This is a genomic window from Bacillus sp. AP8 (assembly GCF_000321185.1).
GTDB lineage: Bacteria > Bacillota > Bacilli > Bacillales > DSM-1321 > Bacillus_AD > Bacillus_AD massilioanorexius.
Genome location: NZ_CAPG01000062.1, coordinates 18,355 through 44,352 on the forward strand (window position 1 = coordinate 18,355; position 25,998 = coordinate 44,352).

At 35.0% G+C, this 25,998-nt stretch carries 26 protein-coding genes and 2 other annotated features; of the genes, 2 read left to right on the forward strand and 24 right to left on the reverse strand.

The genetic code is table 11. The features are described 5' to 3' along the window. Positions 1-156: 156 nt before the first annotated feature. The 11 genes from BN349_RS15040 to BN349_RS15090 form a co-directional block, all read right to left on the reverse strand. Positions 157-561: a hypothetical protein gene (locus BN349_RS15040; RefSeq protein WP_019243155.1), complete on the reverse strand. Its 405-nt coding sequence runs from the start codon at positions 559-561 to the stop codon at positions 157-159. 560 nt (positions 562-1,121) lie between these two features. After that, the gene (locus tag BN349_RS15045) at positions 1,122-1,436 is read right to left on the reverse strand and encodes a hypothetical protein (protein WP_019243156.1); all 315 of its coding nucleotides are present in this window, start codon (positions 1,434-1,436) and stop codon (positions 1,122-1,124) included. A 342-nt stretch (positions 1,437-1,778) separates the two neighbouring features. Then, a complete protein-coding gene (gene fabZ / locus BN349_RS15050; RefSeq protein WP_019243157.1) occupies positions 1,779-2,207 on the reverse strand; it encodes a 3-hydroxyacyl-ACP dehydratase FabZ in 429 nt (142 codons plus the stop codon). A gap of 239 nt (positions 2,208-2,446) precedes the next feature. Continuing rightward, on the reverse strand, positions 2,447-2,701 hold the full coding sequence (locus BN349_RS15055; protein WP_019243158.1) for a DNA-directed RNA polymerase subunit beta: 255 nt from the start codon (positions 2,699-2,701) through the stop codon (positions 2,447-2,449). Between the two features lie 18 nt (positions 2,702-2,719). After that, positions 2,720-3,550 (reverse strand): flagellar hook-basal body protein, encoded by an 831-nt coding sequence (locus BN349_RS15060; RefSeq protein ID WP_019243159.1) that lies wholly within the window; start codon positions 3,548-3,550, stop codon positions 2,720-2,722. A gap of 45 nt (positions 3,551-3,595) precedes the next feature. Further along, positions 3,596-4,438, reverse strand: coding sequence for a flagellar hook-basal body protein (locus BN349_RS15065; protein ID WP_019243160.1), 843 nt, complete (start codon positions 4,436-4,438; stop codon positions 3,596-3,598). Between the two features lie 589 nt (positions 4,439-5,027). Beyond that, positions 5,028-6,029 (reverse strand): rod shape-determining protein, encoded by a 1,002-nt coding sequence (locus BN349_RS15070; RefSeq protein WP_019243161.1) that lies wholly within the window; start codon positions 6,027-6,029, stop codon positions 5,028-5,030. 257 nt (positions 6,030-6,286) lie between these two features. Next, positions 6,287-6,559: a sporulation transcriptional regulator SpoIIID gene (spoIIID, locus tag BN349_RS15075; RefSeq protein ID WP_019243162.1), complete on the reverse strand. Its 273-nt coding sequence runs from the start codon at positions 6,557-6,559 to the stop codon at positions 6,287-6,289. Positions 6,560-6,813: 254 nt separating this feature from the next. Next, entirely contained in the window at positions 6,814-7,458 is a 645-nt protein-coding gene (locus BN349_RS15080) for a 3'-5' exonuclease (RefSeq protein WP_026089332.1), read from the reverse strand. 19 nt (positions 7,459-7,477) lie between these two features. Beyond that, entirely contained in the window at positions 7,478-9,406 is a 1,929-nt protein-coding gene (locus tag BN349_RS15085) for a DUF294 nucleotidyltransferase-like domain-containing protein (RefSeq protein ID WP_019243164.1), read from the reverse strand. Positions 9,407-9,839: 433 nt separating this feature from the next. Then, positions 9,840-10,640 carry a M23 family metallopeptidase gene (locus BN349_RS15090; protein ID WP_019243165.1) on the reverse strand — a complete coding sequence of 267 codons (801 nt, stop codon included), beginning with the start codon at positions 10,638-10,640 and terminating at the stop codon, positions 9,840-9,842. Between the two features lie 196 nt (positions 10,641-10,836). Between BN349_RS15090 and BN349_RS24060 the strand changes: the two genes are divergently transcribed. Beyond that, positions 10,837-11,256 carry a VanZ family protein gene (locus BN349_RS24060; protein WP_019243166.1) on the forward strand — a complete coding sequence of 140 codons (420 nt, stop codon included), beginning with the start codon at positions 10,837-10,839 and terminating at the stop codon, positions 11,254-11,256. Between the two features lie 171 nt (positions 11,257-11,427). Here the strand turns inward: BN349_RS24060 and BN349_RS15100 are convergent, their stop codons facing one another. Then, a complete protein-coding gene (locus BN349_RS15100) occupies positions 11,428-12,615 on the reverse strand; it encodes an MFS transporter (RefSeq protein ID WP_019243167.1) in 1,188 nt (395 codons plus the stop codon). A 129-nt stretch (positions 12,616-12,744) separates the two neighbouring features. On the opposite strand from BN349_RS15100, the gene BN349_RS15105 reads away from it, so the two are divergent. After that, entirely contained in the window at positions 12,745-13,605 is an 861-nt protein-coding gene (locus BN349_RS15105; RefSeq protein ID WP_019243168.1) for an AraC family transcriptional regulator, read from the forward strand. Positions 13,606-13,681: 76 nt separating this feature from the next. On the opposite strand, the gene BN349_RS15115 is transcribed toward BN349_RS15105, so the two are convergent. The 12 genes from BN349_RS15115 to trpE all read right to left on the reverse strand — a co-directional run bounded on the left by BN349_RS15115 (position 13,682) and on the right by trpE (position 25,275). Continuing rightward, entirely contained in the window at positions 13,682-14,005 is a 324-nt protein-coding gene (locus BN349_RS15115; protein ID WP_019243170.1) for a hypothetical protein, read from the reverse strand. A 555-nt stretch (positions 14,006-14,560) separates the two neighbouring features. Continuing rightward, positions 14,561-15,589: a stage II sporulation protein D gene (gene spoIID, locus BN349_RS15120; RefSeq protein WP_019243171.1), complete on the reverse strand. Its 1,029-nt coding sequence runs from the start codon at positions 15,587-15,589 to the stop codon at positions 14,561-14,563. Positions 15,590-15,944: 355 nt separating this feature from the next. After that, on the reverse strand, positions 15,945-17,243 hold the full coding sequence (gene murA / locus BN349_RS15125) for a UDP-N-acetylglucosamine 1-carboxyvinyltransferase (RefSeq protein WP_019243172.1): 1,299 nt from the start codon (positions 17,241-17,243) through the stop codon (positions 15,945-15,947). 32 nt (positions 17,244-17,275) lie between these two features. Continuing rightward, complete coding sequence (locus BN349_RS24965; RefSeq protein WP_019243173.1) at positions 17,276-18,004, reverse strand: YwmB family TATA-box binding protein; 729 nt, start codon at positions 18,002-18,004, stop codon at positions 17,276-17,278. Between the two features lie 165 nt (positions 18,005-18,169). Continuing rightward, positions 18,170-18,409: a DUF1146 family protein gene (locus tag BN349_RS15135; RefSeq protein WP_019243174.1), complete on the reverse strand. Its 240-nt coding sequence runs from the start codon at positions 18,407-18,409 to the stop codon at positions 18,170-18,172. Between the two features lie 469 nt (positions 18,410-18,878). Beyond that, a complete protein-coding gene (trpA, locus tag BN349_RS15145; protein WP_019243176.1) occupies positions 18,879-19,655 on the reverse strand; it encodes a tryptophan synthase subunit alpha in 777 nt (258 codons plus the stop codon). Further along, positions 19,652-20,851 carry a tryptophan synthase subunit beta gene (trpB, locus tag BN349_RS15150; RefSeq protein ID WP_019243177.1) on the reverse strand — a complete coding sequence of 400 codons (1,200 nt, stop codon included), beginning with the start codon at positions 20,849-20,851 and terminating at the stop codon, positions 19,652-19,654. Before trpB ends, trpA begins: the two co-directional genes overlap by 4 nt. Next, entirely contained in the window at positions 20,848-21,465 is a 618-nt protein-coding gene (locus BN349_RS15155; protein ID WP_019243178.1) for a phosphoribosylanthranilate isomerase, read from the reverse strand. Before BN349_RS15155 ends, trpB begins: the two co-directional genes overlap by 4 nt. A 70-nt stretch (positions 21,466-21,535) precedes the next feature. After that, a complete protein-coding gene (gene trpC / locus BN349_RS15160; protein ID WP_019243179.1) occupies positions 21,536-22,306 on the reverse strand; it encodes an indole-3-glycerol phosphate synthase TrpC in 771 nt (256 codons plus the stop codon). After that, positions 22,278-23,315, reverse strand: coding sequence for an anthranilate phosphoribosyltransferase (gene trpD, locus BN349_RS15165; RefSeq protein WP_019243180.1), 1,038 nt, complete (start codon positions 23,313-23,315; stop codon positions 22,278-22,280). The genes trpC and trpD overlap by 29 nt, the downstream gene beginning before the upstream one ends. Continuing rightward, positions 23,312-23,896, reverse strand: a complete 585-nt coding sequence (locus BN349_RS15170) for an anthranilate synthase component II (protein ID WP_019243181.1) — start codon at positions 23,894-23,896, stop codon at positions 23,312-23,314. Before BN349_RS15170 ends, trpD begins: the two co-directional genes overlap by 4 nt. Continuing rightward, positions 23,893-25,275, reverse strand: a complete 1,383-nt coding sequence (gene trpE / locus BN349_RS15175) for an anthranilate synthase component I (protein WP_034294493.1) — start codon at positions 25,273-25,275, stop codon at positions 23,893-23,895. Before trpE ends, BN349_RS15170 begins: the two co-directional genes overlap by 4 nt. Positions 25,276-25,365: 90 nt before the next feature. Then, positions 25,366-25,606 (reverse strand) — a binding site (T-box leader). Positions 25,607-25,644: 38 nt separating this feature from the next. Further along, positions 25,645-25,899: a binding site (T-box leader), on the reverse strand. Positions 25,900-25,998: the final 99 nt, after the last annotated feature.

The following is a 25,998-nucleotide window of genomic DNA, read 5'->3' on the forward strand; positions in this document are numbered from 1 at the left end:
ATCATGTCTGACGTTAAAAAGTCTATTTCTGGATGTGTTAATCTGAGTTGACATTGTTCTATAATATAGCAAATATCTTCTTGCGAATAATCTTGCATAGGAAGTTCTGCTTGATAAGCTAAATAATAAATAGATGCCGCCTCTATTAATTCATTCTCAGAAGCAGGCGTTATTTTTTTTTATTTCTTGATTTAATTTCTCAAGCACAAATCGTGCTTCTGTTCTACAAGAATAAGAATATACCTTATCTGGTACCTGCTTTTGTAGCTCTTCTATTTCAGCCATTTGCTCTTCAGTTGGCACTTCAGATAATATTTTATCAATCGTTTGATTAATTTTATCTGCTAAATCTTTATGAAATGCTGGATCAGCCTTAATATCATCATCTACTTTATCATACCAAGAAGCATTATGTATTATGTACTCTCTCCACTCTTTCACAAACATTTCAATATCCGCTTTATTTTCATCCCATTCGATAGAATTCATATATTGTTCAAATGCTGTAGAAATAGATCGACTAATGCTGATTTTCACACCAGGTGAAAGATTTTTAAACATGTAGGATACAAACCCCCTATTACATAATATTGTTAAAATACTAACATAAAACATACAGTAAACATATAGAAAAATATAACAAAATACTAATACTTAGCCTACAATACTAAGAGATTATTATATACGTATTGTTCCATTTTGTCGTTAAATAACGAAGACTAATCCTATTTTATATATGAGAGCAATAATAAAATAGATGCTTTTGGTTATCAGAGATATTAGCAGTAATATCCTATCAAAAAGACAACATTATTATTTTACCACATATCCCTTAAATAACCATCACTCTTTTATTTGAATATACTTTGTACGACCTATTTAAAAGACGTTGACTATGTAGGATTATTATTGTCAAAAAGATTTTCTCCCATTTTACTTTGTAAACACCGATATGTTGCAAAACTTTTTAAAAGAAGAGGGTGTCCAAAGAGATGGACACCCTCTATGTAATAACAAGAAAGCATAGGACCTCTGAAAAGTGACAAAAAATCACTTTTCAGATAGCCCCATCTTTTTTTATACGCTACACGCTAAAAATCAGACGTAATAAAGACATTAATTTACTTGTTCATGTTGTCATCTTTATCATTCAAATCTGTATTATTATTGTTATTGTTATTTAAATCCGTTTCATTTTTATCATTTACACCGTTGTTATTTACATCATTATCGTTGACATTATTATCATTGATGCCATTCTCTAAATCATTAACGCCTCTTTCAACACCATTTTCCACATCGTTGACGCCATCTTCTACACCATTTTTCACATCATTTACTTCAGGTGTATTATCATTATCGTTATTGCCGCACCCCGTTAATAACATAGCTGATAGTGCGCAACCACTTAGTAATGCTGTTAGCTTCTTGTTCATTCAAATTTCCTCCTTTCAAACAGATATTGACCGTATGTAGTGGTCAATTCGTATTTTGCCCAAAGGAGAAAAAATGTTTCATCTTAAATAAAAAAGTTCATATAGTATTTTTTACTAATAAGGATTTACCTTGGTTCAATAAAAAAGACCGGACAATATGTCCAGCCTTAACGGGCTTTGGATAAACATGGCTTACCAGACCTTATATCATTTATCCAAATCATTGCTTACTTCATCTATGTATAAAACAAGCAACTTTCTATATATTATACGTATATAGAAAAAAGATAAAGTTATTCTGATATATTTTTAATGCCAATAAAGCCCAAATAATTCATCAGCTTATTTATCACCTAATGCAAAGGAAATTTCTACTTCACATGCAACTTCGCCGTCTACGGTTGCAACTGCTTTTCCTTTACCAAAAGAACTACGTAAACGTACTAATTCGACCTCTAAACGAAGCTGATCACCAGGTTTTACTTGTCTTTTGATTCGACAATTATCAATACCAGCTAAGAAGCCTATTTTCCCTTTATTTTCTTCTTTTATTAATAAAGCAACAGCTCCTACTTGCGCAAGTGCTTCTATAATAAGAACACCTGGCATTACAGGATAGTCTGGAAAATGTCCATTGAAAAATTCTTCATTCGCAGTCACATTTTTAATACCAACTGCTCTTTTACCTTCTTCTAGTTCTACGATTTTATCTACTAATAAAAATGGGTAGCGATGCGGAATTATTTTTTTAATTTCATTAATATCTAACATAATAATCCTCCTAATAAATTGAATATGTATTTGTAGCTGTTTTTTTCAAATACTCTTTAGATTTTTGCATAATTACATTAAGTACGTTTATAAAAAGAAAACCCTCTATAACGAGGGATGTTGATAATCATATGCAAATCTACAATACATTTATGATACCATATTTAACTACAGTTCAAAAAGCTCATCTAATGCGATTAAAAAAAGCGTATTACAATAAAGCTCTTATCTTTTACTCATTATTTTCCGTGTACTAATTCAATAATATGAGTCCATGTATCTTTTTGAAATACATCAGCGGGATTTCCTCCGCCCATTACACTATAGCCAACTATTCCACCTACAGTTACCGCTACTACGATTGAAATTGCAAATATTATTAACCTAAGCCAGATCGGAATAAGTCTGATGCGAATCTTCTTCGAAACCTTTTCTTGTTTATCTTGTTGTTTATCCTGCTTATATTCTTCTCTGGTAAGCTGTCTTTGTTCCATTTATTCTTTCAAGCTCCTTTAACGTACACCATTAATTAGGCCTAGCATTTGATCTGCAAGAGTTACTGATCGTGCTTGAAGCTGATACTGCCGTTGAGTGCTTATTAAGTCCGTCATTTCTTTAGATAGATCCACATTCGAACTCTCTAAAGCTCCCTGTGTAACGGAAATTTCTTGACGCAAGCCACCTGTTAAATTTGTATAGATGTCTTCTTCTGTTATTCCGAGATCAGCATAATTTTCTGCTAAACCAACGATATTTCCTTGCTTATGCTCTAAATATTGAGGATTCTTAACAGAAATTATACCTAAATTAAAGGATTGTGAAGCACCATTTGTCATATCAACTCTCAATGTTCCATTTTCAGTAAAAGTAAAACTTTTAGCATTCGCAGAAAAAACGATTGGTTGGTTATTTTCATCTAAAACGTGATCTCCACTCGCTGTCACAAGGCTAAGTTGATTAGGTCCAGTTGGAGATACATGAAAGGCACCTTCTCTAGTATATTGCGTTTTTCCGTTCACGTTAATTTTAAAGAATAAGTTCTCTTTTGTGAAGGCTACATCTAAAGTACGGTTAGTTGTTTTAATATTCCCCTGTGTTGAAATAGTTTTAACAAGCCCTAAACGCGCACCTGTCCCCATATTAATTCCATGAGGAGTCAATCGACCCTTTTCCTTTTCCACACGCTGTTGGTTATTAAATTGTTGAAATAACAAATCACTGAATGTTCCTTCTTTTCGTTTGTATCCCGTTGTATCGATATTAGCCACGTTATTACTAATTAAATCCAACTTCAGCTGTAATTGTGACATCGTATTAGAGGCAGTAGTCATCACACGATTCATATTTCCATCTCCCAAAGATATTCAAGATTACATGATTGATTTATATTATACTTTTCCTACTTCATTAACAGTCTTTTCTAAGCTCCGATCAAAAGCCTGGAGCACTTTTTGATTCGCTTCGAATGCTCGATAGGCCGTCATCATATCCGTCATGGAACGACTTGCATCGACATTTGATCTCTCTAAGAAACCTTGTTTGACAGAATATTGTACAGCTGCATTTTGAGTAGCAAGCGGAAGGTCTTGTCCCTCATTCGACAATCGGTATAATCCATTTCCTTCTTTAATTAAATTATACGGATTTGCCGCAAATGCAATTCGGAGAGAGTCAATTCTTCTTCCATCTTGAGCAAATACATTGCCTTCCTCATCGATAGTAAATGCATCATTTCCTACTTGAATCGACTGTCCACTAGCTCCTAATACATACTGCCCAGTTGGAATTGTTAAATATCCTTGCTGATCAACTGTGAAGTTTCCATTTCTAGTATAGCGCATAGCTCCTTGCTCGCCTCTAACAGAGAAAAAGATGGAGCCATCTTCTCCATTCTCTCCATTAACGGGCATGAACTGGTCTACTAGAGCTATATCTGTTGAATTTTGTGTTTCTTGTATATCACCTTGTTTAAACGCAGGAATTGTTTCTTGAGTATACACTCCCGTATTTAAAGCTCCTACATAATTCGCAACTGGCAATTGAAGACCTTTCTTCGTTGACACCGTTTTTTGATCAAAACTACTTAATAGCATTTCAGGAAATGCACGTAAACTAGACTGATCCGCCTTATACCCTGGTGTATTCGCATTTGAAATATTATTCGTAAGCATTTCCGTTCTGCGTTGCTGAGCAATCATTCCTGAAGCTGCTGTATAGAATCCTCTTAGCAATTGGCTCACTCCTTCATTTGTCCCGTTCAAACTCTCTCTAAAACTCCCACTTCAAAACAAAGAGGAAATAAGATCGTTTAAGCAGGAGATTATATAGTAAGAATCCAAATATTCTAACTAACCATCTGTGGAGGATTATGGCCCCACTGATAGAAATTCTACTGTTTCCGCACCCATAATACTTCCATTATATACAACTTTGAATCATAACGGTTAGTCTTTTTTGTCTATATAAAAAAAGGTGACTTCTTTCCTATTTTTATTAACAGCTCTTGTTTTTCCTTATTGTTTCTTTACTAGGTACTGTTTTCTGCACGATGACTTCAATCACCCATCCTAAACATATATTCAACAAATAACTGAATCACAACATTAGTCTAATAGAAACCAAAGAGTTGCGCTCTTGCTTTACAAAGACAAAATAAAAAGTGCCCAAGGAAAAGACCTTGAGCACTTATAAAATTGGAAGATTATCCGATCAAATTATCGATAAAGCTCTCTGCTGTTTTTCATTACAGAAGAGAAATGGCTAATAATTTCAAGAGACTAGATAATGAATCTATCTCATTTAAACAAATGAAAATTCTATTTATCCGAATCGACGACTTGAAATTTTATCCATATTATCAAGCATAATACCTGTTCCAATTGCCACACAATCCATTGGATTTTCAGCCACTAGAACTGGAACTCTTAATTCTTCTGCAAGTAACGTATCCATTCCATGTAGCAATGCGCCGCCACCTGTTAAAATTACACCGCGATCAATGATATCTGCAGATAGTTCAGGTGGTGTTCTCTCAAGAACGCTCTTAGCAGCCTGAACAATAACTGCAACCGATTCACGTAGAGACTCTTCGATTTCCTCAGAATTAACTGTAATTGTTCGAGGTAGTCCTGACACCATGTCTCGTCCACGAATTTCAATTGTTTCATGACGTGCTCCAGGGAATACAGTAGCTACTTGGATTTTAATATTTTCAGAAGTTCTTTCACCGATTAATAGCTTATATTTACGTTTGATATATTGAAGAATTTCATTATCAAACTTGTCACCAGCCATTTTAATAGAAGATGATGTTACAATATCACCCATTGATAATACTGCTATATCTGTTGTTCCTCCACCTATATCAACGACCATATTACCACTAGGTTGGAAAATATCCATTCCAGCACCAATAGCTGCTACTTTAGGCTCCTCTTCTAAGAAAACTTTCTTTCCACCACTCTTCTCAGCAGCTTCTTTAATCGCCTTCTGTTCAACACTTGTAATATTCGTTGGGCAACAAATAAGAATTCTTGGCTTTGATAAGAATCCTTTTACATTTAATTTTGTAATAAAATGCTTAAGCATAGCCTCTGTAATATCAAAATCAGCAATAACGCCATCCTTTAGTGGGCGGATCGCAACAATATTTCCTGGTGTACGACCGACCATTCTACGAGCTTCTTCGCCGACTGCCAATACACGATTATTATTCTTATCAATGGCCACCACTGATGGTTCATTTAATACGATTCCTTTTCCTTTTACATGGATTAATACGTTTGCAGTACCAAGATCTATACCTATATCCCTTGCAAGCATGATTATTATTTCCTCCTCAAATACGCACATTCAGAGCTATCTATCCTAATTTTTAATTTTAACATAATATATAGTTCATTACTAAGAAGATTTTTGAAAATTTTCTTCTTTAAAATCGAAATTTGTATCAATTGTTATCATTATAATCATCTATTAAAACTCCCATTCCAATCATTCATCTAAAAAAGCCCTCAGACAACTATTAAACATTAGTCTAAAGGCATATTACATTACAATATTAATTTCTTTCTACAACCTTATTGTACAGTTTCTCCTTCTAACTCAGGCTTTTGATACTTTAATTTTGTTGCTTCTCCTCCGCGCAAATGACGAATGGATTTATGGTAATCTAAAATCTCCTTTACTTCATTTGCTAATTCTTGATTTATTGCCGGAAGTCTCTCAGTTAAATCTTTATGAACAGTACTTTTGGACACTCCGAATTCTTTCGCAATCACGCGAACCGTTTTCTTTGTCTCCACGATATACTTTCCTATCTTGATCGTTCTTTCTTTGATGTAATCGTGCACACCACTCGACCTCCCTAAATTGGATGTGAGAAGTGTGAAATGAGATTCGCTCGATATGATTATTCATTACCACCAGCTCTTTAAGTTTATAAGTAAATACGTTGAAAGATATCATTGGGTTAGTTTAAACGACTCCTCACCTCAACCACTCTCTTTGTATAAGGTTTGTAACATTTTATTAGCTTGGTTCAGGTAATATGCACGAAAAACATAAGAAGGACAAGGAGTAAACAAATTTTTTTCATTCTGCTACATCAATTTGCTCGAATTCTATATAAATCACCTAAAGTTCGGATTCCTCGATCATACATTAGCATCATTAGTTCTACAAACAAATACGCTGTTGTTAGAGCATCTCCAATAGCAGAGTGACGTGGATAGATTCTTGTATTAAAAGCCATCGCATAACGTTCTAAATCACGCATGTCGTACGATGGAGCAATATAACCAATCATATCTAATGTATCAATCGAAAGATACTTTCGATACGATCGCTTCTCTCTTTTTAATTCACTCTTAAGCACGAGCATATCGAATGCAACATAATGCCCCACAAATCCAATGCTATTGGTGCTCTCAACAAATCTAAAAAATTCCGAAATAGCTTCCATTGAAAATGGTGCGTCCCGAACCATGCTGTTGGATATTGACGTTAATTCAGTTATTTCCCGAGAAATCTGTCGGTTTGGATTCACATATGTCTGAAATTGTTTAGATTCCATAACTTCAAATCCTTGAACATGGACAGCACCTATTTCAATTAAACGATCATCCTTAGCCACTCGAAAACCTGTTGTTTCTGTATCAAATACTGTGTACCCCAGCTCTTTTATTGATGTAGATAGGGGAAGGTTTTCATAATTTAATGGGCAATCTATATTTTTTCTAATAAAAAATATCGGATTCTCCTCCTCTTTTTTAAATTTTCATTTGAAAGTGATAGAATATTTTATTTTGCAATTCCTTTAATACTTTTACGCTAATAATAAGCTCCTCTTTTTCTCGAGTGGTAAGTGTAGAAAAAGCCAACACAGACGAAGAGCGTGCATCACGTTTTTCATTTTCCCAACGCAAACGAACATACAAAGTTAATACATGATTAACAGCCTCTTTCACATCTCTAACAAACTCTTTCTCAAGGACTCCTTTTTTCTCTAATACATCTAATCTTTCAAAAGGCGTTCCCGAAATAACATGATGAATCATAGATAAGATTTGCAAACTATGATGGTAAGGAAACAGAATATCCTTCTTCACATCCATACTTTTAGTTGCTAACTTAAACAAAGATCGAATTGGTTGACCGAGAGAAATAATAGGTCTTTCCTGTTCGAGTTGAGCTAAACGATATAAAAACATATTACATCTTTGTAGAGTTTCTCTCGTCTCCAATTCAAACTGTTGATGAAGGGACTCTTTGCCATAGACCATCCTATACGAAAAGAAGTTCATTGCTAACAGCAATTGATCATTTGTAGAACGCACTCCCCATTCTCGGATTCTCGTTTGCCATTCAGATAAAGCTCCTCTCCATGTATCCTCACTAGACATCATTAATCCTTTACATTTTGCATATCCAGCTAGCTCTAAATATTGAACAATCTTTTCTCCTAACAACCTAAAATAGTTATGAACAAGTTCTATGTCTGTATGATTCTCAAAAACTAAAAAGTGATCTTGATCTGTAAGCATGAACTGTTCACCACGTCCAGAACTACCCATAACATATAAGTTGAAATCTACAGGAGGTTTAAGTTGCCTTTCCTTTTCAATATCTTGTATAGCTAACTGGATTGCTCGTTTAATTAACCGATCATATAATTTCGTTATAATCGATAGAGAGTTAACCATAGGAACCTTTTCCCTTAACAACGTCTCAAATATTTGATAAATGGCATTCTTCACCTGAAATAAGGAGTGGACATCTGCCTCTTCAATACGTCGAATGGTTTTCATAATCCCTTCGTTTTTCTTTCTTAATAAATCTGATAGAGAAATGACTCCACATATATGATATCCATCTGTAACAGGTAAATGTTTAATGCCTTTCATCAATAATATAGAAAGTGCTTCATAATAGTAGGAAAAGCGGGAAATAGTATAAGGATTTCTCGTCATAACTTCACTTGCTATCGTTGTAAAAGGACGATTTTCAGCAATCACTCTTTCCACAAGATCACGTTCTGTAATAATTCCAACTAGCTGCTGATTCTCCATCACAATAATCGAGCTTCTTTTCTGTTTATTCATTAGTACAGCCGTTTCTTGTATTGTTGCTTCAGGATTACAAGAGGTAATCTGTAAAGTCATTAAATCTTGAACTCTTAAAATCAGTGTGTCTCGTTCTCCATGTTCTCGAGCCAGTGCTACTTGTTCAGCAAGCGAGCGATACACTTCTTTTAATCTCATCGAAACTTGAGACAATAAAAATTGTTGGACATCTCTCGAACGCAATCTTTCGGATACAATGTCAAAAGGAATAAGTAAAACTAGACTCTGTTCGATAGCGCGTACTTCAACCATTGTTTCTACATTTGAATCCTTGATTTGTTGGTCTTCATCTAGAAAATTAGTTAGACTAGAAAAACCAAACAATTCATCTTTTTGAAGTACTTCTAATACCTCATCTCTTCTACCATTCTCGTCTTTAATATATACTTCCGCTATCCCCTTCACTAATAAATAAAGACCTATTCTTGGCTGCTGAGCTTTTAAAATCACTTCATTTGGCTGAAATATTCGTTCTTCACATTTTCCTATTAAATTCAGTAATTCAATACGATCAAGTTCTTGAAAAAAAGGATGAATAGAAGCCGCCATTAATATCGTTTGATTCTGTTCTAACATTTCCAATCAACCTCTCATTAGAAAATTCATTAAGAACCGAACTGCTCACACAACAATTGTAAAAAATATACATTATTAACTTAATTATCCTAACGAACCCATGTAAAGGTCAATAAACATTTCTGTGAATTAGAAAAGGTTCGACGACTTACAGATAGTACGTCTACAATAATGTTTTTTATAATCTACATATCCTATTTGGAATCGTCACCATTCTATCTGCATTAACATATGACCTTTAGCTATAAATATGAATAGTCAGGACTTTTACAAAGGCTGCTTTCTTTACAAAAATTAAAAGTAGCTTTCATGGGGAAAATCAGGGGAACGCGTTAGACTAAGCATTTTTACAGTAAACAAAAAAAACTGCCCTCAAAAAAACTGGACAGTTCACTTACTCACATATTTTAAATGATTCAATTCTACTCGTTTATTATTCTGCTTTAGTATTTGAATCTTTTGAGGATTTTTCCTTTGTTGATTCATCCTCGCTAACGCTTTTTTCATCTTTAGGAGTTCCATTCACTACTTCTGCATCTTTCAAAGCTGTAACAGGTTTTTTGAAATATGATTCTGGATTTACAGCAATATTATCTTTACGAATTTCAAAATGCACATGGATACCAGCGTCTTTATTTAATAAGCTTTGACCAGCCTTAGCAAGTGGTTGTCCTTGCTTAACTGTATCGCCAACTTTCACTGCGATATCTGTAACAGATTGATAAAGTGTTGTGATGCCATCACCATGTTCAACTTCAATCGAATTGCCAAGTAATGAATCTTCTTTCACTTGCGTTACTTTACCGCTAACAGCAGTCAATACATCAAAAGATTTACCATCTTTCATTGCTACATCGATACCATGATTTAAACGGTATTGATTATCATAGAATACAAGAGCTTTTTCTTGATCAGCTTCTTCGCCATTCACGTCATAAAATGGTGTTTTCACAATCATATCATCTTGATTCGAAACCGGCTTAATAAAGTTTTCTAACTTACTATTTACCTCTACCGCTTTCTCATCCTTATTCTTGGATGCTGTACCATTTTCCTCATAACCTACTTTACCAGGTTCTGTTGCATTATTATTATTACTAGTTTGGTACCATAGAACCGCTGTTAATAGAATAGCTGCACTCACTAAATAGATTGCTGGTAATGCCCAACGCTTTGAAAGAATACGTCTTATTCCTGATTTTTGAGAAGTACGTTTCTTTTCTTCCTCTCTCATGATTATCACCTCAGCAACCATTTTGAACATATTTTTGAAAATTTATACATTTTCTAAAAAATTTTTATTTTCTCGTTACATGGTACAATAAGAAAAACCGTTATTGGTCTTTTTGGATGTAGTAGAGACTTAGAAAAGTGTTTCATTTTAAATCGATATACTATCATTCAATGAGGAGAAAGAAAGGAATTCACTTATGAAGAAAAGTTTACGTTTGATCACTTGGTTATTACCATTTGGATACATGATTATGATATGGATACTTTCTAGTCTACCAACTGACGTTATCGTAGAGCTACCAGATTCCAAATGGGATCTTATATGGAAAGAGAGTATGCATTTAATTGAGTTTGCTGTCTTATATGCTTTATTCGTAATAGCTTTAGCTATAAACGGAAAACTATCTCTACGTTCTAGTATGATAGTTGCGCTCATTTCCGCTATGTATGGAGTAGTAGATGAGATTCACCAATCTTTTTATCACTATCGCTCTGCCTCTCTTTTTGATATCGCAAAAGATTGGATTGGTGTATTAGCAGTTTGGGGACATATACGTTTTCATTATTTTTATAGAAAGAAAAGCCTTTTAAATCGAATTCAAAAAGAACCAAGCTAATATGCCAGGTTCTTTTGAATGGCTGTATCGATAAACTTTGTTACCTATTAACCAGGTTTAGTATAGGTTGAATTCTGCTCCAGGATGCTCGCTTCAATCACCTATTTTGTCACTGAACTTATAGAAAACAACAATCTTTTAGATAATAATCTTTTAAACACAAAATATTTCTTACGCTAAAGAATGATGATTGTTCCATATTTTTCTTAATGCTGGAATAAGGAAGATAAAAACGGAACCAAATAGAGCAAAACTAATTGGTAGGATTTTTTCTGCATCGAAAAGAGCATTCATGATAAAGAAAAGAGCAATTCCCATAATTCTACCCAAACCAACAGGTATCTCTCGAACAACAATGTAATCTAAACGACGTTCTTCAAACTTCGGATCAAACTCGATAGAAGCATACATCCAAGCATTCATCGTTGTATTCATCATATTTAACCCAATGACTGACAACACTGCATAAATAACAAGTGTCCAAAAAGTTGGTGAAAGACTAATCCAAATAGAGGATGCAGCCAATAGAATAGATCCAATCGTAAATATTTTCATTCTTAATTTTGGACTAGAAATCTTCGCAAGCCATAGAGAAGTCATTAAACCCATAAACGCCGCAAACGTATTATACCCTCCAAAAGAAAGCTCATCCTTTAATATCGAAAAGGTCATAATCGTTACTAAGAATGAAGAATATGTACCTTCTACCATATAGGTTGCCATACTTACCCAATACATCCCTCTCCATTCTTTAGTAGGATTTTTCCATACCTCTCTAAAATGAGATTGCTTTGAAAGCTTCTTCCCTTTAATACCAATTGAAACAAGTGCTGTTACTAAAAAAGAGAAGAAAGAAATCGCAAAAATGATATAATATCCTTTCATTCCAATAAAACGACTAATGGTGAAGCCCGAAATAATTGGAGCTAGCATTCCTACCCCATTTGTTAGGAAACTAAGAATATATAAAAAGCGATCACGATTGCGATCTTGTGTAATATTAAAGATTTGCATATGCTGGCCAATAACAAAAAAACTTGTTCCCAATCCTAGTATTGTCCCCAACACAAACACATAGTTAACCGCTTCTTCTCTCACCAACAATAGAAATCCATAACCAATGACAAAAAAGAGAATACCTACACGTGAACATGACATTGGTGATGTTTGTCTCGCAATCCAGGCACAGATTGGAAAACTAACAAGAATCGCTATCGAATTTGATAAACTATAAAATGCTAAAAGAGAAAAGGAATTATCAATGTTCCATATAAAGATATTCACGAACACTCCGGATAGAGCAAGTGAAAAGTTTAAAAATGTCATCATAACTAAGTATAATTTGGCTTCAAATTTCATGATGTAATCTCCTTCTACTCATGTATATAAAGTAATTAAAAACATATTCATCATACTTATTTCATTCGACGAAAACTATCATTGTTTTAGGTGAATTTATATGCTAATTTGTCATTGGAGGTGACATTCGTGAAATCATTTAATGAAATCATTCAATATAATGACCCGACTCTTGCTGTTAAAATATATGAGGCATCCCCAAGAGGCAAAGAATTACTTCAAGGCAAGTGGCACTTTCATAAAGAGCTCGAAATTCTTATTATTCTTGATGGTAGTATGGAAATTGTGATCCAGGAGAAAGTGTATCATTTAAAAAATGGTGATGTTTTTTTAATCGGACCTATGGAGGTGCACTTAGATCAAAATTTAGATGTACATTATATTGTTTTTCAATTTGATGTGAACAAATTCTTCGAACCTAGCTTAGCTCCTTTTATGCATAGTTTGCTGAATCCAAACATGAATTTAAGTAAACTAAATTATATATTTCAACAAAATGAACAAGTAAGGAAAAAGGTTTTCGAACTAGTCATGAGGATTCACAAAGAGTCTATAGATCATCTGCGTGGTTATGAAGTTGCAATCAACATTCATATTAAAGATATTCTCTTAACCATTCTGAGACATGATCACCTGCATATTTTGGATGAGTTTTCTTCAGCGGAAATGGAGCGTCTAAGACCTGTTCTTCAGTATATTTCACAGCATCTCACAGAAGATCTTTCTGCTAATCATTGCTGTCACCTTTTAAACTTAAATTATCATTATTTTGTAAAACTCTTTAAAAAAACGATGGGCATTACATTTATTGAACATATTCAGCATGAACGGATAAAACTAGCAGAGCGGATTCTTTTAACAGAGCAGATTTCAATTGAAGAAATAGCTGAACGCTCTGGTTTTCATAATATGGGGCATTTTTATAAAACATTTTATAAGTTTCATAAGTGTACCCCACTTGCTTTCAAAAGAAGCAGACAAAATGAATAAGCCTAAAACAAGTAATAATTTGGTGGTTAAATATTCCCAACAAAAAGAAGACTCTATTTTCGAGTCTTCTTTTCTCTTATAGATAGCGGGTCTTGCTATTACTTGTAAATGATAGATAGATGGCTTCAATAAATAACAGAAAAGCTGTTATAGTATGGAAAAACCAACCGACTAAAGGTATCCAACTAAACAAAGCACCTATTACTCCAACTACATTGCCTGTAATCGCTAATCTTTTATCTAGAAACAATAAAATGATAGATAACGCATGGAGAAAGAATGCTATGACAAGCGGAGCCCATCCATTTGCAATAACAACAGCTCCACCTAAAATTGGTATAGCAAGAAAGCCTTCAAATAGAAACATAAACCATTTCAAAATTTTATTTAATGTCGACACTTTGTGTATTACCTTCCCTTCAATTGTTCATAACTTTGTCTCGTTGCATCTGATGTAAAGCTCTAGGATAGAGCTACAGATGAACAAAAAACAAATGTTTTAAGAATGCAAGATTTCCTTTATGCTATTCAAACTGACGTTTCAAAAATGCTGTTCGATCTTCATTGCTTATTAACAAAGCGGAAAATATACACCAGGGTGCGCGCTTTCCGCTACTCACGTAGAAGTCTCGTACTTTACTCCAATCAAGCAAATTATTTAATTCACCAAGCTTATTTTAAAAACAACCTAAATAAAAAGCATAATCATTCTAGCAGTTAATAGCGGATAGATGTGATTAGAATCTTCTTTCGCTTAAAGGTTCACTTTATTATGACATAAGATGTCGTAAACGAACGTCCGAAACAGAAATACCATATATTTCAAATACCACACCTTGCAAGTATTGAAAAAAGAGTACAACACAGCAGCTAGATCTTACATGTTCACTATTCATTATCATTCTAAATGCTAATGAAAATGACCCTCTCTACAATTGAGAAGGTCATTTGCATTTTATTTCTGTGCTACTATCTTATCTACTAGTGTATCAGATGAAATAATATTAATTCCTTGATAGTAATGTTGAACAATTTGCTTGTAGGAACTCCCTTCTTGCGCCATGCCATTCGCTCCGTATTGACTCATTCCAACCCCATGACCTAAACCTTTAGTTGTAATAATAATGGAATTACCTTTTCTCTTCCATTCAAAATCTGTTGATCGTAAATCGAGCTTTTCTCGAATTTGTTTTCCCGTTAATCTCTTTCCACCAAAGTTTACAGTAGCTACTCGATCTCCAGATGTTCGTTTTTCAATCGTTCCTATCTTTTGAGAGTTGTTTATTTTCACTCCTAATTTCTGTTCAAATTCTGCGACAGAAATCGTTTTACTTCCTAAAAATTTAGGAGATTTACGGTCCCAAGGGCTATTAACACTTTTCAAATACGGATAAGAATTTTTCCAATAATCCTCTGAGTTCTCTGTGTATCCATTACTTGTAGAAAAGAACTGTGCAAGAATGGGTTGGTTATCATAAGCCAAAATCATTCCTTCTGTTTCAAGTACTGCTTTTATTATTTTTTGCCTATTTTTATCGTATTCAGGACCCCATTTTTTCTTTAACTCTGCATCATCCGTATACACCTGATACTTTACCGTATCAGTTACATCTGCTCCATTCAGGTTATTATTACCGCCATAGAGCATTTGATTAATAATATACGTTCGAGCAGCAAGCGCTTGCGCTTTTAAAGCCTCTAGCTCGAAGTTAGCAGGCATTTCGGCTGCAACAACTCCAACTATGTATTTCTCGAGAGGTAACTTTTCAACTTGATTACTAGCAGAACGAAGAACAGCTACCTCAATACTTGTATCTTCTAATTTACTCATATTCATGGTTGTTTTTTTGCTAGCGGGTAATTGATCTCTCAACTTAGCTTCCGTCTCATCTTTTGAAAATGGAAACACAAGTACAGCAGGAATCATAATAGCTATGATTGTTACAATTAATGCTGCAATAAAAAATGGTTTAATAGATTTCAATATATCGGCCTCCCCCGTATTATGTTCACTTTACATATTATGGGATAAAAATAGTATTATGACTGAAATCTTACTCTTTTATTAGAAAAGCTTCTCCATTTCTTTTGCTTGGTCGGTTATCTTTAAGCTTCTCCCCAATCAATAAAGGAGAGTCTTATAGAAAAAGGTGGTTTCTGCTTCAGGGAGTCTAAGAAAGAATTTCACACCTTAAAACTCCAAACAATCTTTATCGATCACCTCTTCAGCGACAACCTCGTTAAAATCTACATCCTAATTACTACAAAGAAAACCCGAATAGCGCTCGCCATTCGGGTTTATTTTTTATATATCGTACATCAAAAACGATGACAAATAATTATGCTTTTACGTCTGCAACAACAGCACTTGTACTAGAATCTTCGTTCACTCGTTCAATATCAGCACCTAAAGCAGCTAATTTACCATGGAAATTAACATATCCTCGGTCTAAATGCTTTAATTCTGTAACACGAGTAACGCCGTCTGCCACTAATCCAGTTAAGATAAGCGCAGCTGCAGCACGAAGATCTGTTGCAGCGACCTCTGCACCTTGTAAATTAGAAGGTCCATTAATAATCGTTGAACGGCCTTCAATCTTGATATCTGCATTCATACGACGGAATTCTTCTACATGCATAAAACGGTTTTCGAATACCGTTTCTGTAATCATACCAGTACCTTCTGCTTTTAACAGAAGCGCCATCATTTGTGACTGCATATCTGTAGGGAAGCCTGGATGAGGCATCGTTTTAATATCTACTGCCTTCATATGCTTTGGCCCAATTACACGTAAGCCTTCATTTTCTTCAATGATTTCAACACCCATTTCTTGCATTTTAGCAATTAGAGATGTTAAATGCTCCGCAACTGCACCCTTAACAAGCACATCTCCTTCAGTGATTGCTGCAGCAACCATAAATGTACCTGCTTCAATACGGTCTGGAATAATAGTATGAGTTGTTCCATATAGCTCTTCAACGCCCTCAATACGAATTGTTGCCGTTCCAGCACCTCGTACTTTAGCGCCCATTTTGTTTAAAAGATTTGCTAAGTCAACAATTTCCGGTTCTTTTGCAGCATTTTCTAAAATAGTCGTTCCTTCTGCTAATGTAGCAGCCATCATAATATTTTCAGTAGCACCTACACTCGGGAAATCCAGATAAACTTTTGCACCTTTTAATTTACCGTTCACTTCTGCATCTAAAAATCCATTTCCTACTTTAACAACTGCACCCATAGCCTCAAAGCCTTTAAGGTGTTGATCAAGGGGACGTGAACCAATTGCACAGCCGCCTGGTAAAGCAACACGAGCTTTCCCATTACGCGCCAGCAAAGAGCCCATCACTAATACGGAAGCACGCATCTTACGAACATATTCAAACGGTGCCTCTTCTTTTAACTCTCTTGATGCATCTACAGTTATGACATTATCTGAAAAGGTAACATCAGCATTTAAGTTACGTAGTACCTCATTTATCGTAAATACATCGGAGAGAGTAGGTACGTCTTTAATTATACATTTTCCATTGCTTGCTAATAATGTTGCAGCGATAACAGGCAGTACGGAGTTTTTAGCTCCTTCAATTTTTACAGTTCCATTTAGTCTGTTTCCGCCACGGACGATGATCTTTTCCAAAAGTATTCCCCTCCGCGTCCAATTTCTATATATTAATATTCAAATGTTATGATGGGTGTGCCAATTACGAAAGTCGTCCTTGCGCCCATTCCATCAGATCTCATGGCTAGTTGTAAATTGTAATGTTCACTAATTTGTGATTGCTCAAACAAAGACGACTTAGCAGTAATAGAAATAAAATCTTTTTCTTTTAAACTTTCTACTTCCTGCGCCTTAAACTTTTGCAACCAATTGTCAATCATAGAAGTTAAAACCTTATCAATAGTATCATTGAATTGGCCTTCTATACAAGTGAAAAATGTGGTATTTCCACTAAATACAGCGTGTTTTCTATGTTCAATCGCTTTTCCAATATTTGAAATCCATGCAGATTTCAATTTCTTCCCTCTTATTTCATATGTAATATATGATTCTTGTTTACTATGAACAGTAGAGGCTATTGTGATTGTTTCCTCAAAATAAGCACCCTTTTTTGTACCAACTGTCACGTATTTATGCGAGTCTTGTTGTATATTCCATATAAAATTAGGATTTTTTTCTTTAATCCTATTGAATTCTTTTGCAAAATCTTTCTCAGTTGTGATTGAGTTAATTGCTTCTCTAGCTGTGACTGACCATCCCTCTATCGTAATATTTTTTTCTTGTTTTATAACTTGATTCATAACATCTAAATCATCTTGATTACGTTCAGCCACAATCCCTATTTTCCCAATACCAAATAAAATGAAACTCGCAAAAACAAGATAACCTACTATTTTCATATTCATATTCCTCCCCTATCAAACCATTATTTCCTTTAGGGGTATGAACATACTCTTCAGTTATCGTCATTTTTTGACATCTTTCTTCTAACGCTCATCATAAAAAATAGACTTTATAGTAAAGTCTAGTAGAATGATTATTTACTAGATTCGTTTCTTTATTTATTAGTTTTGAAATAGGAACGGAATTTGAGTAGATAATGATAGGTAGTCTAAAAAGAAGTTACTCACAGTTGAGCCAATTGCTAGCGTTAATAAAATATACAATAATCTTGCTTGCATAACTTTATTCGCGCGTAGAAATTTTTCAAAATTAAGAGCTTGGAGGGCCCACCAAGTTATGGCGAAAAAAAATAAATGTATTATAATTCCAAACATGGCTTGTTGTCCTAAATCGACAAACATTTAGTTGCCTCCTTTTTATAATATCCACCTTACATTTTACCATACAAAGTCTGTAAAAAAAGGATATTCTTCATCTCTTTAAACTTCATTTTCAAATCAATTCCAATTACTACCCACTACATTATATAAACATTCCATTTTTAAGTAAACAAAATAGATATTATTTTTAAAATAATCCATAAAACTTCCATATTTATTTCCTATTTTCTTTTAAAACATGGAATTCAAATTAAGATTCTATCAAAGTACACATTTGTTTCCTAGATAATAGTATGAGTTGAATTCTGCTCCATGATGCACGTTTTCCATTGAGCAGGTGGTGATCCTCCTCGGTACATTATTAAAAAAAAGCCCATAAAAAAGAAAAAGGCTGTTCCAAAAGAAATTCTCTTGGTCACATCCTCCTTTTTCACATAATTCTATACCTCTTTTTCAAAAACTAGCAATAATAAACTAAATATTCAGAACTCTATTCATACAAAGCTTTAATTAAATGAGTAATTTCTTCTTCTGCTCCCATCTCAAGAAGTTGAATAATTCGGCTACCTACTATTACTCCATCGCAAACGTGTATCATATTTCGGACATGTTCAGGCGTAGAAATTCCAAAGCCAGCTAGTACTGGAATCTGACTCATTTCTTTTAAATTTTGCAAGTAACTTTCTACGTTCTTTTCAAATTCATTTCTTACTCCAGTTACACCTTTAACCGTAACAGCGTATAAAAATCCTTCAGCACCTTCACAAATTTGTTGTAATCTCTCAGGTGGACTTGTTAAAGAAGCCAATCGAATAAAAGCTATTCCATAATTATTTAATATTGGTTTCATTTCATCCTCTTCTTCTAGTGGCACATCTGGAATAATACACGCGTCAATACCTATTTCTTTACATTTCATTGCAAAACTTTCGATTCCTATAGAAAGAATTGGATTTAAATATGTCATAAATATAAGTGGAATTGTAATCTTTTCACGAACATTTTCTAATGTGTCTAAAATGGCCCTCAGTGTCGTACCTGCTTGTAGCGCTCTTAAACCAGCTGCTTGAATAACTGGCCCATCCGCTACTGGGTCAGAAAATGGGACTCCAATTTCAACCATAGTTGCTCCTGCATTTTGTAAAAGCTCCAAACGTGGAATCAGCTGTTCAAGTCCACCATCTCCAGCCATTATATATGGGACAAAGCTTTTTTTCCCTTCATAAAGTACTCCATGCATAACATCCTTTATCAATAGCCTCTTCACAACCGTTCCCCTCCTAAATAGCCTTTTACTGCTTCAACATCTTTATCTCCTCTACCAGATAAGCAAATAACCATTGTTTGATCTGCATTCATTATTTTTGCCAATTTAATGGCATGTGCAACAGCATGCGAACTTTCAAGCGCTGGTATAATCCCTTCTGTTTTACATAATATTTGAAGAGCTTCAAGAGCTTCTTCATCAGTAATGGATGTATACGTCACTCTACCTTCGTCATGTAACAAACAATGCTCTGGCCCTACACCAGGATAATCTAGTCCAGCTGAAATAGAGTGTGCTTCGATTACCTGACCATTTTCATCCTGAAGAATATACATTTTGGCTCCGTGTAAAACACCTACTTTTCCTTTCGTTAGTGAAGCTGCATGATAATCTGTCTGCAATCCTTTACCTGCTGCTTCAACTCCAACTAATTGAACATCTTCTTCAAGAAAAGGATAAAACATCCCCATTGCGTTAGATCCACCACCAATACAAGCAACAATCGTATCAGGGAGTTTTCCTTCCTGTTCTATTATTTGCTTTTTCGTTTCGGTACCAATAATACTCTGAAAGTCTCGAACTATTTGCGGGAACGGATGAGGACCTAGTACAGACCCCATTAAATAATGAGTATCATCCACATGAGCTACCCAATAACGTAAGGCTTCATTTACCGCATCTTTAAGTGTTGCACTTCCTTGTGTAACACTGATTACTTTCGCTCCTAACAGCTCCATTCGAAAGACATTTAGTTTTTGTCTTTTTACATCTTCTGCTCCCATAAATATAGTGCATTCTAGTCCCAATAAGGCACAAACAGTAGCCGTAGCCACACCATGCTGCCCTGCACCCGTTTCAGCCACCACTTTCTTTTTTCCCATTCTTTTCGTTAAAAGCGCTTGACCGATCGTATTATTAATTTTGTGTGCGCCAGTATGATTTAAATCTTCTCTTTTTAGATAGATTTTTGCACTGCCTGCAAACGCCGATAATCTTTCCGCATAGTATAAAGGTGTTTCTCTCCCGATATATTGTTTCAAATAATATTGAAATTCTTTTTGAAATGATTCATCTTGTTGCGACTTCTCATATTCAGCCTCTAACTGAATCGAGGCTTCAATTAATGTTTCCGGTATAAATTGTCCACCATATACACCATAGCGCCCATCTTTAGTCGGTAATGTATAATTTTTCACTCCATTTCCTCTCCTTTGGCTGCTAAAATAAATTGACTTATCTTATCGAAATCCTTCTTCCCATCTGTTTCTACCCCACTCGAAACATCGACCATATAAGGGCGCACTGTTTGAATAGCTATTTTCACATTTTCTGGTTTTAAGCCACCAGCTAGTATGAGCTTTTTATTCAAATAATCTATTTCGTTTAATACATGCCAATCAAAAGTTTCACCGTTCCCACCATGATACATTTGTCCTTTTGGACTATCTACAAGAAGGTAAGATGTAGGATAACGTAATGCTTTTTTCACATCCTCTTCATTTGCAATTCCTACTGCTTTAATGACCGGTAAAGATAGTTGGTTACACATATCCATACTTTCTTCACCGTGTAATTGAATGATGGTCAAACCGCAAAACGAAGCAATTTCTTCTATTACTTCAACAGACTCGTCTACGAATACCCCTACTTTTGCAACAAGATCTGGTAATTGTTGAATGATTTCTTTAGCTAGCTCTGGCGTAACCCGCCTTCTACTTGGTGCAAAGACAAATCCAAGCGCGTCCGCTCCCATTCTAGCAGCGAAAAGTGCTGTCTCAACATCCATAATTCCACATATTTTCACGTTCATATTGTAGCCTTCTTTTCTTTTTAAAATATGATAAAAGCTTTTGAATCAACTGAACTATACTAGGATCTTCTTATATTTCTTTTAAAGACAATTCATGAATAGTTGCTGCAATATCTTTTGATTTCATTAAAGTCTCACCTACTAAAATCCCTGCTGCTCCAGCTTGTTTAACTTTCCTTACATCGTCTTGGATAGCAATACCACTTTCACTTATTAACAATTGATTCGTGATGAGAGGACTTTGAGCTAATTCTACAGTTGTTTCAATATCTACTTGAAAAGTGGATAGATTTCTATTATTTACACCAATTAGTTTTGCTCCAAGATTAACAGCAATCTGTAGTTCTTTTTCATCGTGTACTTCTACAAGAACATCTAATCCTTCATGAATTGCTTTATCAAAAAGCGTCTTTAACTCATCTTCAGAAAGTGCTGCAACAATCAAAAGAATAGCATCGGCACCTACACATTTGGCCTTATCAATTTGTACTTCATCTATAATAAAATCCTTACAAAGAATAGGAAGATTCACTTGCCCTCGTATATCCTCAAGATCAGAAAAGCTCCCTTTAAAAAACGGAGTATCTGTTAGAACTGAAATAGCTGCCGCACCTGATTGTTCATATTGTTTCGCTTGCTCTATAGGATCAACGTTTTCATGTAATGCTCCTTTTGATGGAGAATGACGTTTAATTTCAGCAATAATTCCTATCGGTTCTTTTTCACGAATAGCTTTAATTAAAGATAATGGCTTTCTTGGACAAGTTTTTCTTGCTTGTTCTTTCATAATTCTTACTTCATTTTGTTTTTCTTTAAGAATTTGCTGCAATATGGAACTCATGTAGTTTTCCCCCTTTTTCTATTAAAGCTTGCAATATCGAATATGCTCGACCTGAATCAATACTTTCCTTCGCTACTTCAATTCCCTCTTTAACTGTTGCTGCCCTCCCTCCTGCATAAATACCTAATCCAGCATTGAGCAAAACAGTATCTCGAAAAACACTTTTTTCTCCTTGTAGAACACGTAATAGAATCTCAGCATTTTCCGATGAGTCGCCACCTTTAATCAAATGATTCGGAACCGTTTGGAATCCAACTTCCTCGGGACTTAAAACGAATGACTGAATCTGTCCATTTTCTAAAACAGCGATTATGTTTTCCCCTGCTAATGATGCCTCATCCATAAAACCTGCTCCATTAACGACAACCGCTCTTTTTCTACCTAGGCGCTGCAAAACCTCAGCAAAAAGAGAAACGTATTTTCGCTCATACAATCCTAATAATTGATAGTCGAGCTGAACAGGATTTGTAAGCGGACCTATCAAATTAAAAATAGTAGGGATCTTCAAATCTTGTCTTACCTTCATAATTCTTTTTAAATTTGGGTGGACATGTGGAGCAAATAAGAATGCAATGCCAATTTCATTTAAAAGCTCTTCGGCTTGCTCTGGATGTAAATCCAATCTTACTCCTAGTTTTTCAAGGACATCCGCACTTCCTGTTTTACTGCTAATGCTTCTATTTCCGTGCTTGGCCACCTTAATACCTGCCCCAGCAATAACAAAAGCAGATGTTGTGCTGATGTTAAAGCTTTGCGATCCATCTCCTCCCGTTCCACAGTTATCCATAACTCCTGGAAAGGTTCTTGTGAACGGTAGTGCTTTAGCTCTTAGAACTTCAACCAAGCCCGTTATTTCTTCTACACTCTCTCCTTTTGCCTTTAATCCAATAATTAAACCTGCAATTTCACTTTCCGATATATCTTCTCGAAATAATTCAGTAGCTACCATTTTCATATCATCTTCAGTTAATGATTGTTTATTTGTAAGCATTTGTAAATATCGTTTCATTTCAATACACCCTTTCTTGATATACGTAAGAAATTACGAATCATCTTATCTCCTTCACGAGTACCTATCGATTCAGGATGAAACTGTATACCTATTACAGGAAAATCTTTATGGTAAATCGCCATAATTTCTCCATCCTCTGTCTGAGCTTGTATCTCTAAACAATCCGGCAATGTTTCTTTTTCAACAGCTAAAGAATGATAACGCATGACTTCTAGATTTATTGGTAAATCTACAAAAACACCATTCGATTTATGAACAATAGTCGACATCTTCCCATGCATTATGGTTTTAGCAGCTTTAACCTTACCTCCAAAAGCTGCAGCTATTGCTTGATGGCCTAAACAAATACCTAAAATAGGGATCGTATTATAAAATCGTTGAATAATTTCCATGCATTTACCAGCCTGTTCAGGTCTTCCTGGCCCAGGAGAAATAATGATTGCCTCAGGTTGTAACTGTTCAATTTCTTCAAGAGTCATCACATCATTCCGTATAACCCTGATATCTGGTTGAAAGTTTCCAATTTGTTGAAACAGGTTATACGTAAAGGAATCATAGTTATCAATCAGTAAAATCATATCTCCACCTCCATCAATGCTCTAGCTTTGTTCAACACTTCCTGATACTCGGCTTTAGGATCTGAATCATATACAATACCTGCTCCAGCTTGTATAGTTGCCACTCCATCCTTCACTATCATCGTTCGAATCGCTAAGGCAAAATCAAAGCTTCCATGACTCGAAAAGTAACCTACTGCTCCTGCATATACATTTCGTTTAACACTTTCTAATTCATTGATAATATTCATTGCTCTTATTTTTGGAGCGCCTGATACAGTACCCGCTGGTAAACACGCAGCTAATACATCCATGTTAGCTATATCCTTACGTTTCTTTCCTCTCACTTCCGATACAATGTGCATAACACTCTTGTACTTTTCAACGAGCATATATTTTGTTAGTTCAATAGAGCCTATTTCACATACTCTTCCTAAATCATTTCTTCCAAGATCAACAAGCATTCGATGCTCAGCTAATTCTTTTTCATCTTGTAGTAATTCCTCCTGTAAAGCCTGATCATCTTCGGCGGTCAAACCACGCTTTCTAGTACCTGCAATCGGGTTTGTCATCACATTTTCTCCATCTCCTTTAAGCAAACTTTCTGGCGATGCCCCAACAATGTGATAATCTTTGAAATCAATATAGTACATATAAGGGGATGGATTATGACGCCTTAAGCTACGATAAAATTGAAATGGATCGCCATGGAACAAAGTAGAAAACCGCTGCGAAAGAACAACTTGGAAAATTTCTCCCTTCCGTATTTCTTCCTTTGCCTTTACAACCATTTCTTCAAACTGTTGTTGTGTGACTTTAGATTGAAAGTCTATTTTTTTCTTCTTTCGATCTTGCGGTGCATCTAAAGTTTTTCCAGCTTGAATACTCTCTACTATTCGTTGAACACGGTTATAAAAGGACTGCTCAGCTGTCTCATCATCTAGGGATACGATTGATACTTGCTGATTAATATGGTCATATACAATCACATCTCGATAAAACATTAAGTGTGCCTCTGGCATATTCTGCTCATCTACTAATTCAGGTCCAATATCTTCATATTGGCGAATCACATCATAACCTACATATCCAACCGCTCCTCCTAAAAATGGAAAAGGCAAATCACATTGGAGAGCTTCATCTGGAATAATCTCCTTAATCACATCTAAAAAACGTTCATTTCGGATTGTTTGAACACCATCTTTTTGAATGATAATTTGCTTATTTGCCTTTACCTCCATATATGGGTTACTCCCTATAAATGAGTACCGTCCTTGTTGCTCATGTTTTAAAGAGCTTTCTAACAAAAATTTCTTTTCTCCTGGCAAACTTTGAAAAATGCCAATAGCTGTATAAATATCTCCTTCAATGTCTATTCGAAACAATTTCTTCTTAGCCATTTTCAAGTTATACACCTCACAATAGTTTTAGAATCTTTCAGATATAGAATGATACAAACGCAAAAAACCTCTACAAGCATTAATAGGCCTGTAGAGGACGATTATTTACCGTGGTGCCACCTCTGTTAGAGGAATGACTGATTCCTCTCACTCTTTTCAGGTACATCTTAATACCCTATCCTGTTAACGGTGGAAGCCGAGCCTGCCTACTTATCTTCAACATGCCTCTCATAAGTCCATTCGATCTGCTCGAAGCTTATCGGTTCTCAGCAATTCCCGACTCTCTGTAAAGTTCAAAAACAGATGTACTACTCTTAATCAACGATTTATTTTTATTTGTTTGTACACGCAAAAAAGGGCTCTCATTCCAAAAAGGACGAGATACCCGTGGTGCCACCTTTATTAGCTGTATGTACAGCCGCTCTGTTCGTATCGAAGCCATGATTGCTTGAATACGTGTCTCTTATAACGATGAGACCTTTCGTCGAAGCCTACTATCTCTATACAGAAAGTTCAGTTCGAATGCTCAGAAGTCCATTCACCATAATCCTCACACTGATTCTCACCAGCCATCAGCTCTCTAAAGTGATTCCTACAGCTACTACTCTTCGTCAACGCGTTTAATTGTTTTAATTTCCACAATATTAGCATACGATTTGTTAAAAGTAAATATAATTTTCTAAATTTTTAGTTTTTACAACAAAATCAGCTTATGAATCATTT

Excerpts from the sequence above, each read along its gene's own strand:
- BN349_RS15040 (WP_019243155.1), bottom strand. The coding sequence starts at position 561 with ATGTTTAAAAATCTTTCACCTGGTGTGAAAATCAGCATTAGTCGATCT.
- BN349_RS15045 (WP_019243156.1), bottom strand. The coding sequence starts at position 1,436 with ATGAACAAGAAGCTAACAGCATTACTAAGTGGTTGCGCACTATCAGCT.
- fabZ (WP_019243157.1), bottom strand. The coding sequence starts at position 2,207 with ATGTTAGATATTAATGAAATTAAAAAAATAATTCCGCATCGCTACCCA.
- BN349_RS15055 (WP_019243158.1), bottom strand. The coding sequence starts at position 2,701 with ATGGAACAAAGACAGCTTACCAGAGAAGAATATAAGCAGGATAAACAA.
- BN349_RS15060 (WP_019243159.1), bottom strand. The coding sequence starts at position 3,550 with ATGAATCGTGTGATGACTACTGCCTCTAATACGATGTCACAATTACAG.
- BN349_RS15070 (WP_019243161.1), bottom strand. The coding sequence starts at position 6,029 with ATGCTTGCAAGGGATATAGGTATAGATCTTGGTACTGCAAACGTATTA.
- BN349_RS15085 (WP_019243164.1), bottom strand. The coding sequence starts at position 9,406 with ATGTTAGAACAGAATCAAACGATATTAATGGCGGCTTCTATTCATCCT.
- BN349_RS15090 (WP_019243165.1), bottom strand. The coding sequence starts at position 10,640 with ATGAGAGAGGAAGAAAAGAAACGTACTTCTCAAAAATCAGGAATAAGA.
- BN349_RS24060 (WP_019243166.1), top strand. The coding sequence starts at position 10,837 with ATGAAGAAAAGTTTACGTTTGATCACTTGGTTATTACCATTTGGATAC.
- BN349_RS15100 (WP_019243167.1), bottom strand. The coding sequence starts at position 12,615 with ATGAAATTTGAAGCCAAATTATACTTAGTTATGATGACATTTTTAAAC.
- BN349_RS24965 (WP_019243173.1), bottom strand. The coding sequence starts at position 18,004 with ATGAAAATAGTAGGTTATCTTGTTTTTGCGAGTTTCATTTTATTTGGT.
- BN349_RS15135 (WP_019243174.1), bottom strand. The coding sequence starts at position 18,409 with ATGTTTGTCGATTTAGGACAACAAGCCATGTTTGGAATTATAATACAT.
- BN349_RS15155 (WP_019243178.1), bottom strand. The coding sequence starts at position 21,465 with ATGAACGTGAAAATATGTGGAATTATGGATGTTGAGACAGCACTTTTC.
- trpC (WP_019243179.1), bottom strand. The coding sequence starts at position 22,306 with ATGAGTTCCATATTGCAGCAAATTCTTAAAGAAAAACAAAATGAAGTA.
- trpD (WP_019243180.1), bottom strand. The coding sequence starts at position 23,315 with ATGAAACGATATTTACAAATGCTTACAAATAAACAATCATTAACTGAA.
- BN349_RS15170 (WP_019243181.1), bottom strand. The coding sequence starts at position 23,896 with ATGATTTTACTGATTGATAACTATGATTCCTTTACGTATAACCTGTTT.
- trpE (WP_034294493.1), bottom strand. The coding sequence starts at position 25,275 with ATGGCTAAGAAGAAATTGTTTCGAATAGACATTGAAGGAGATATTTAT.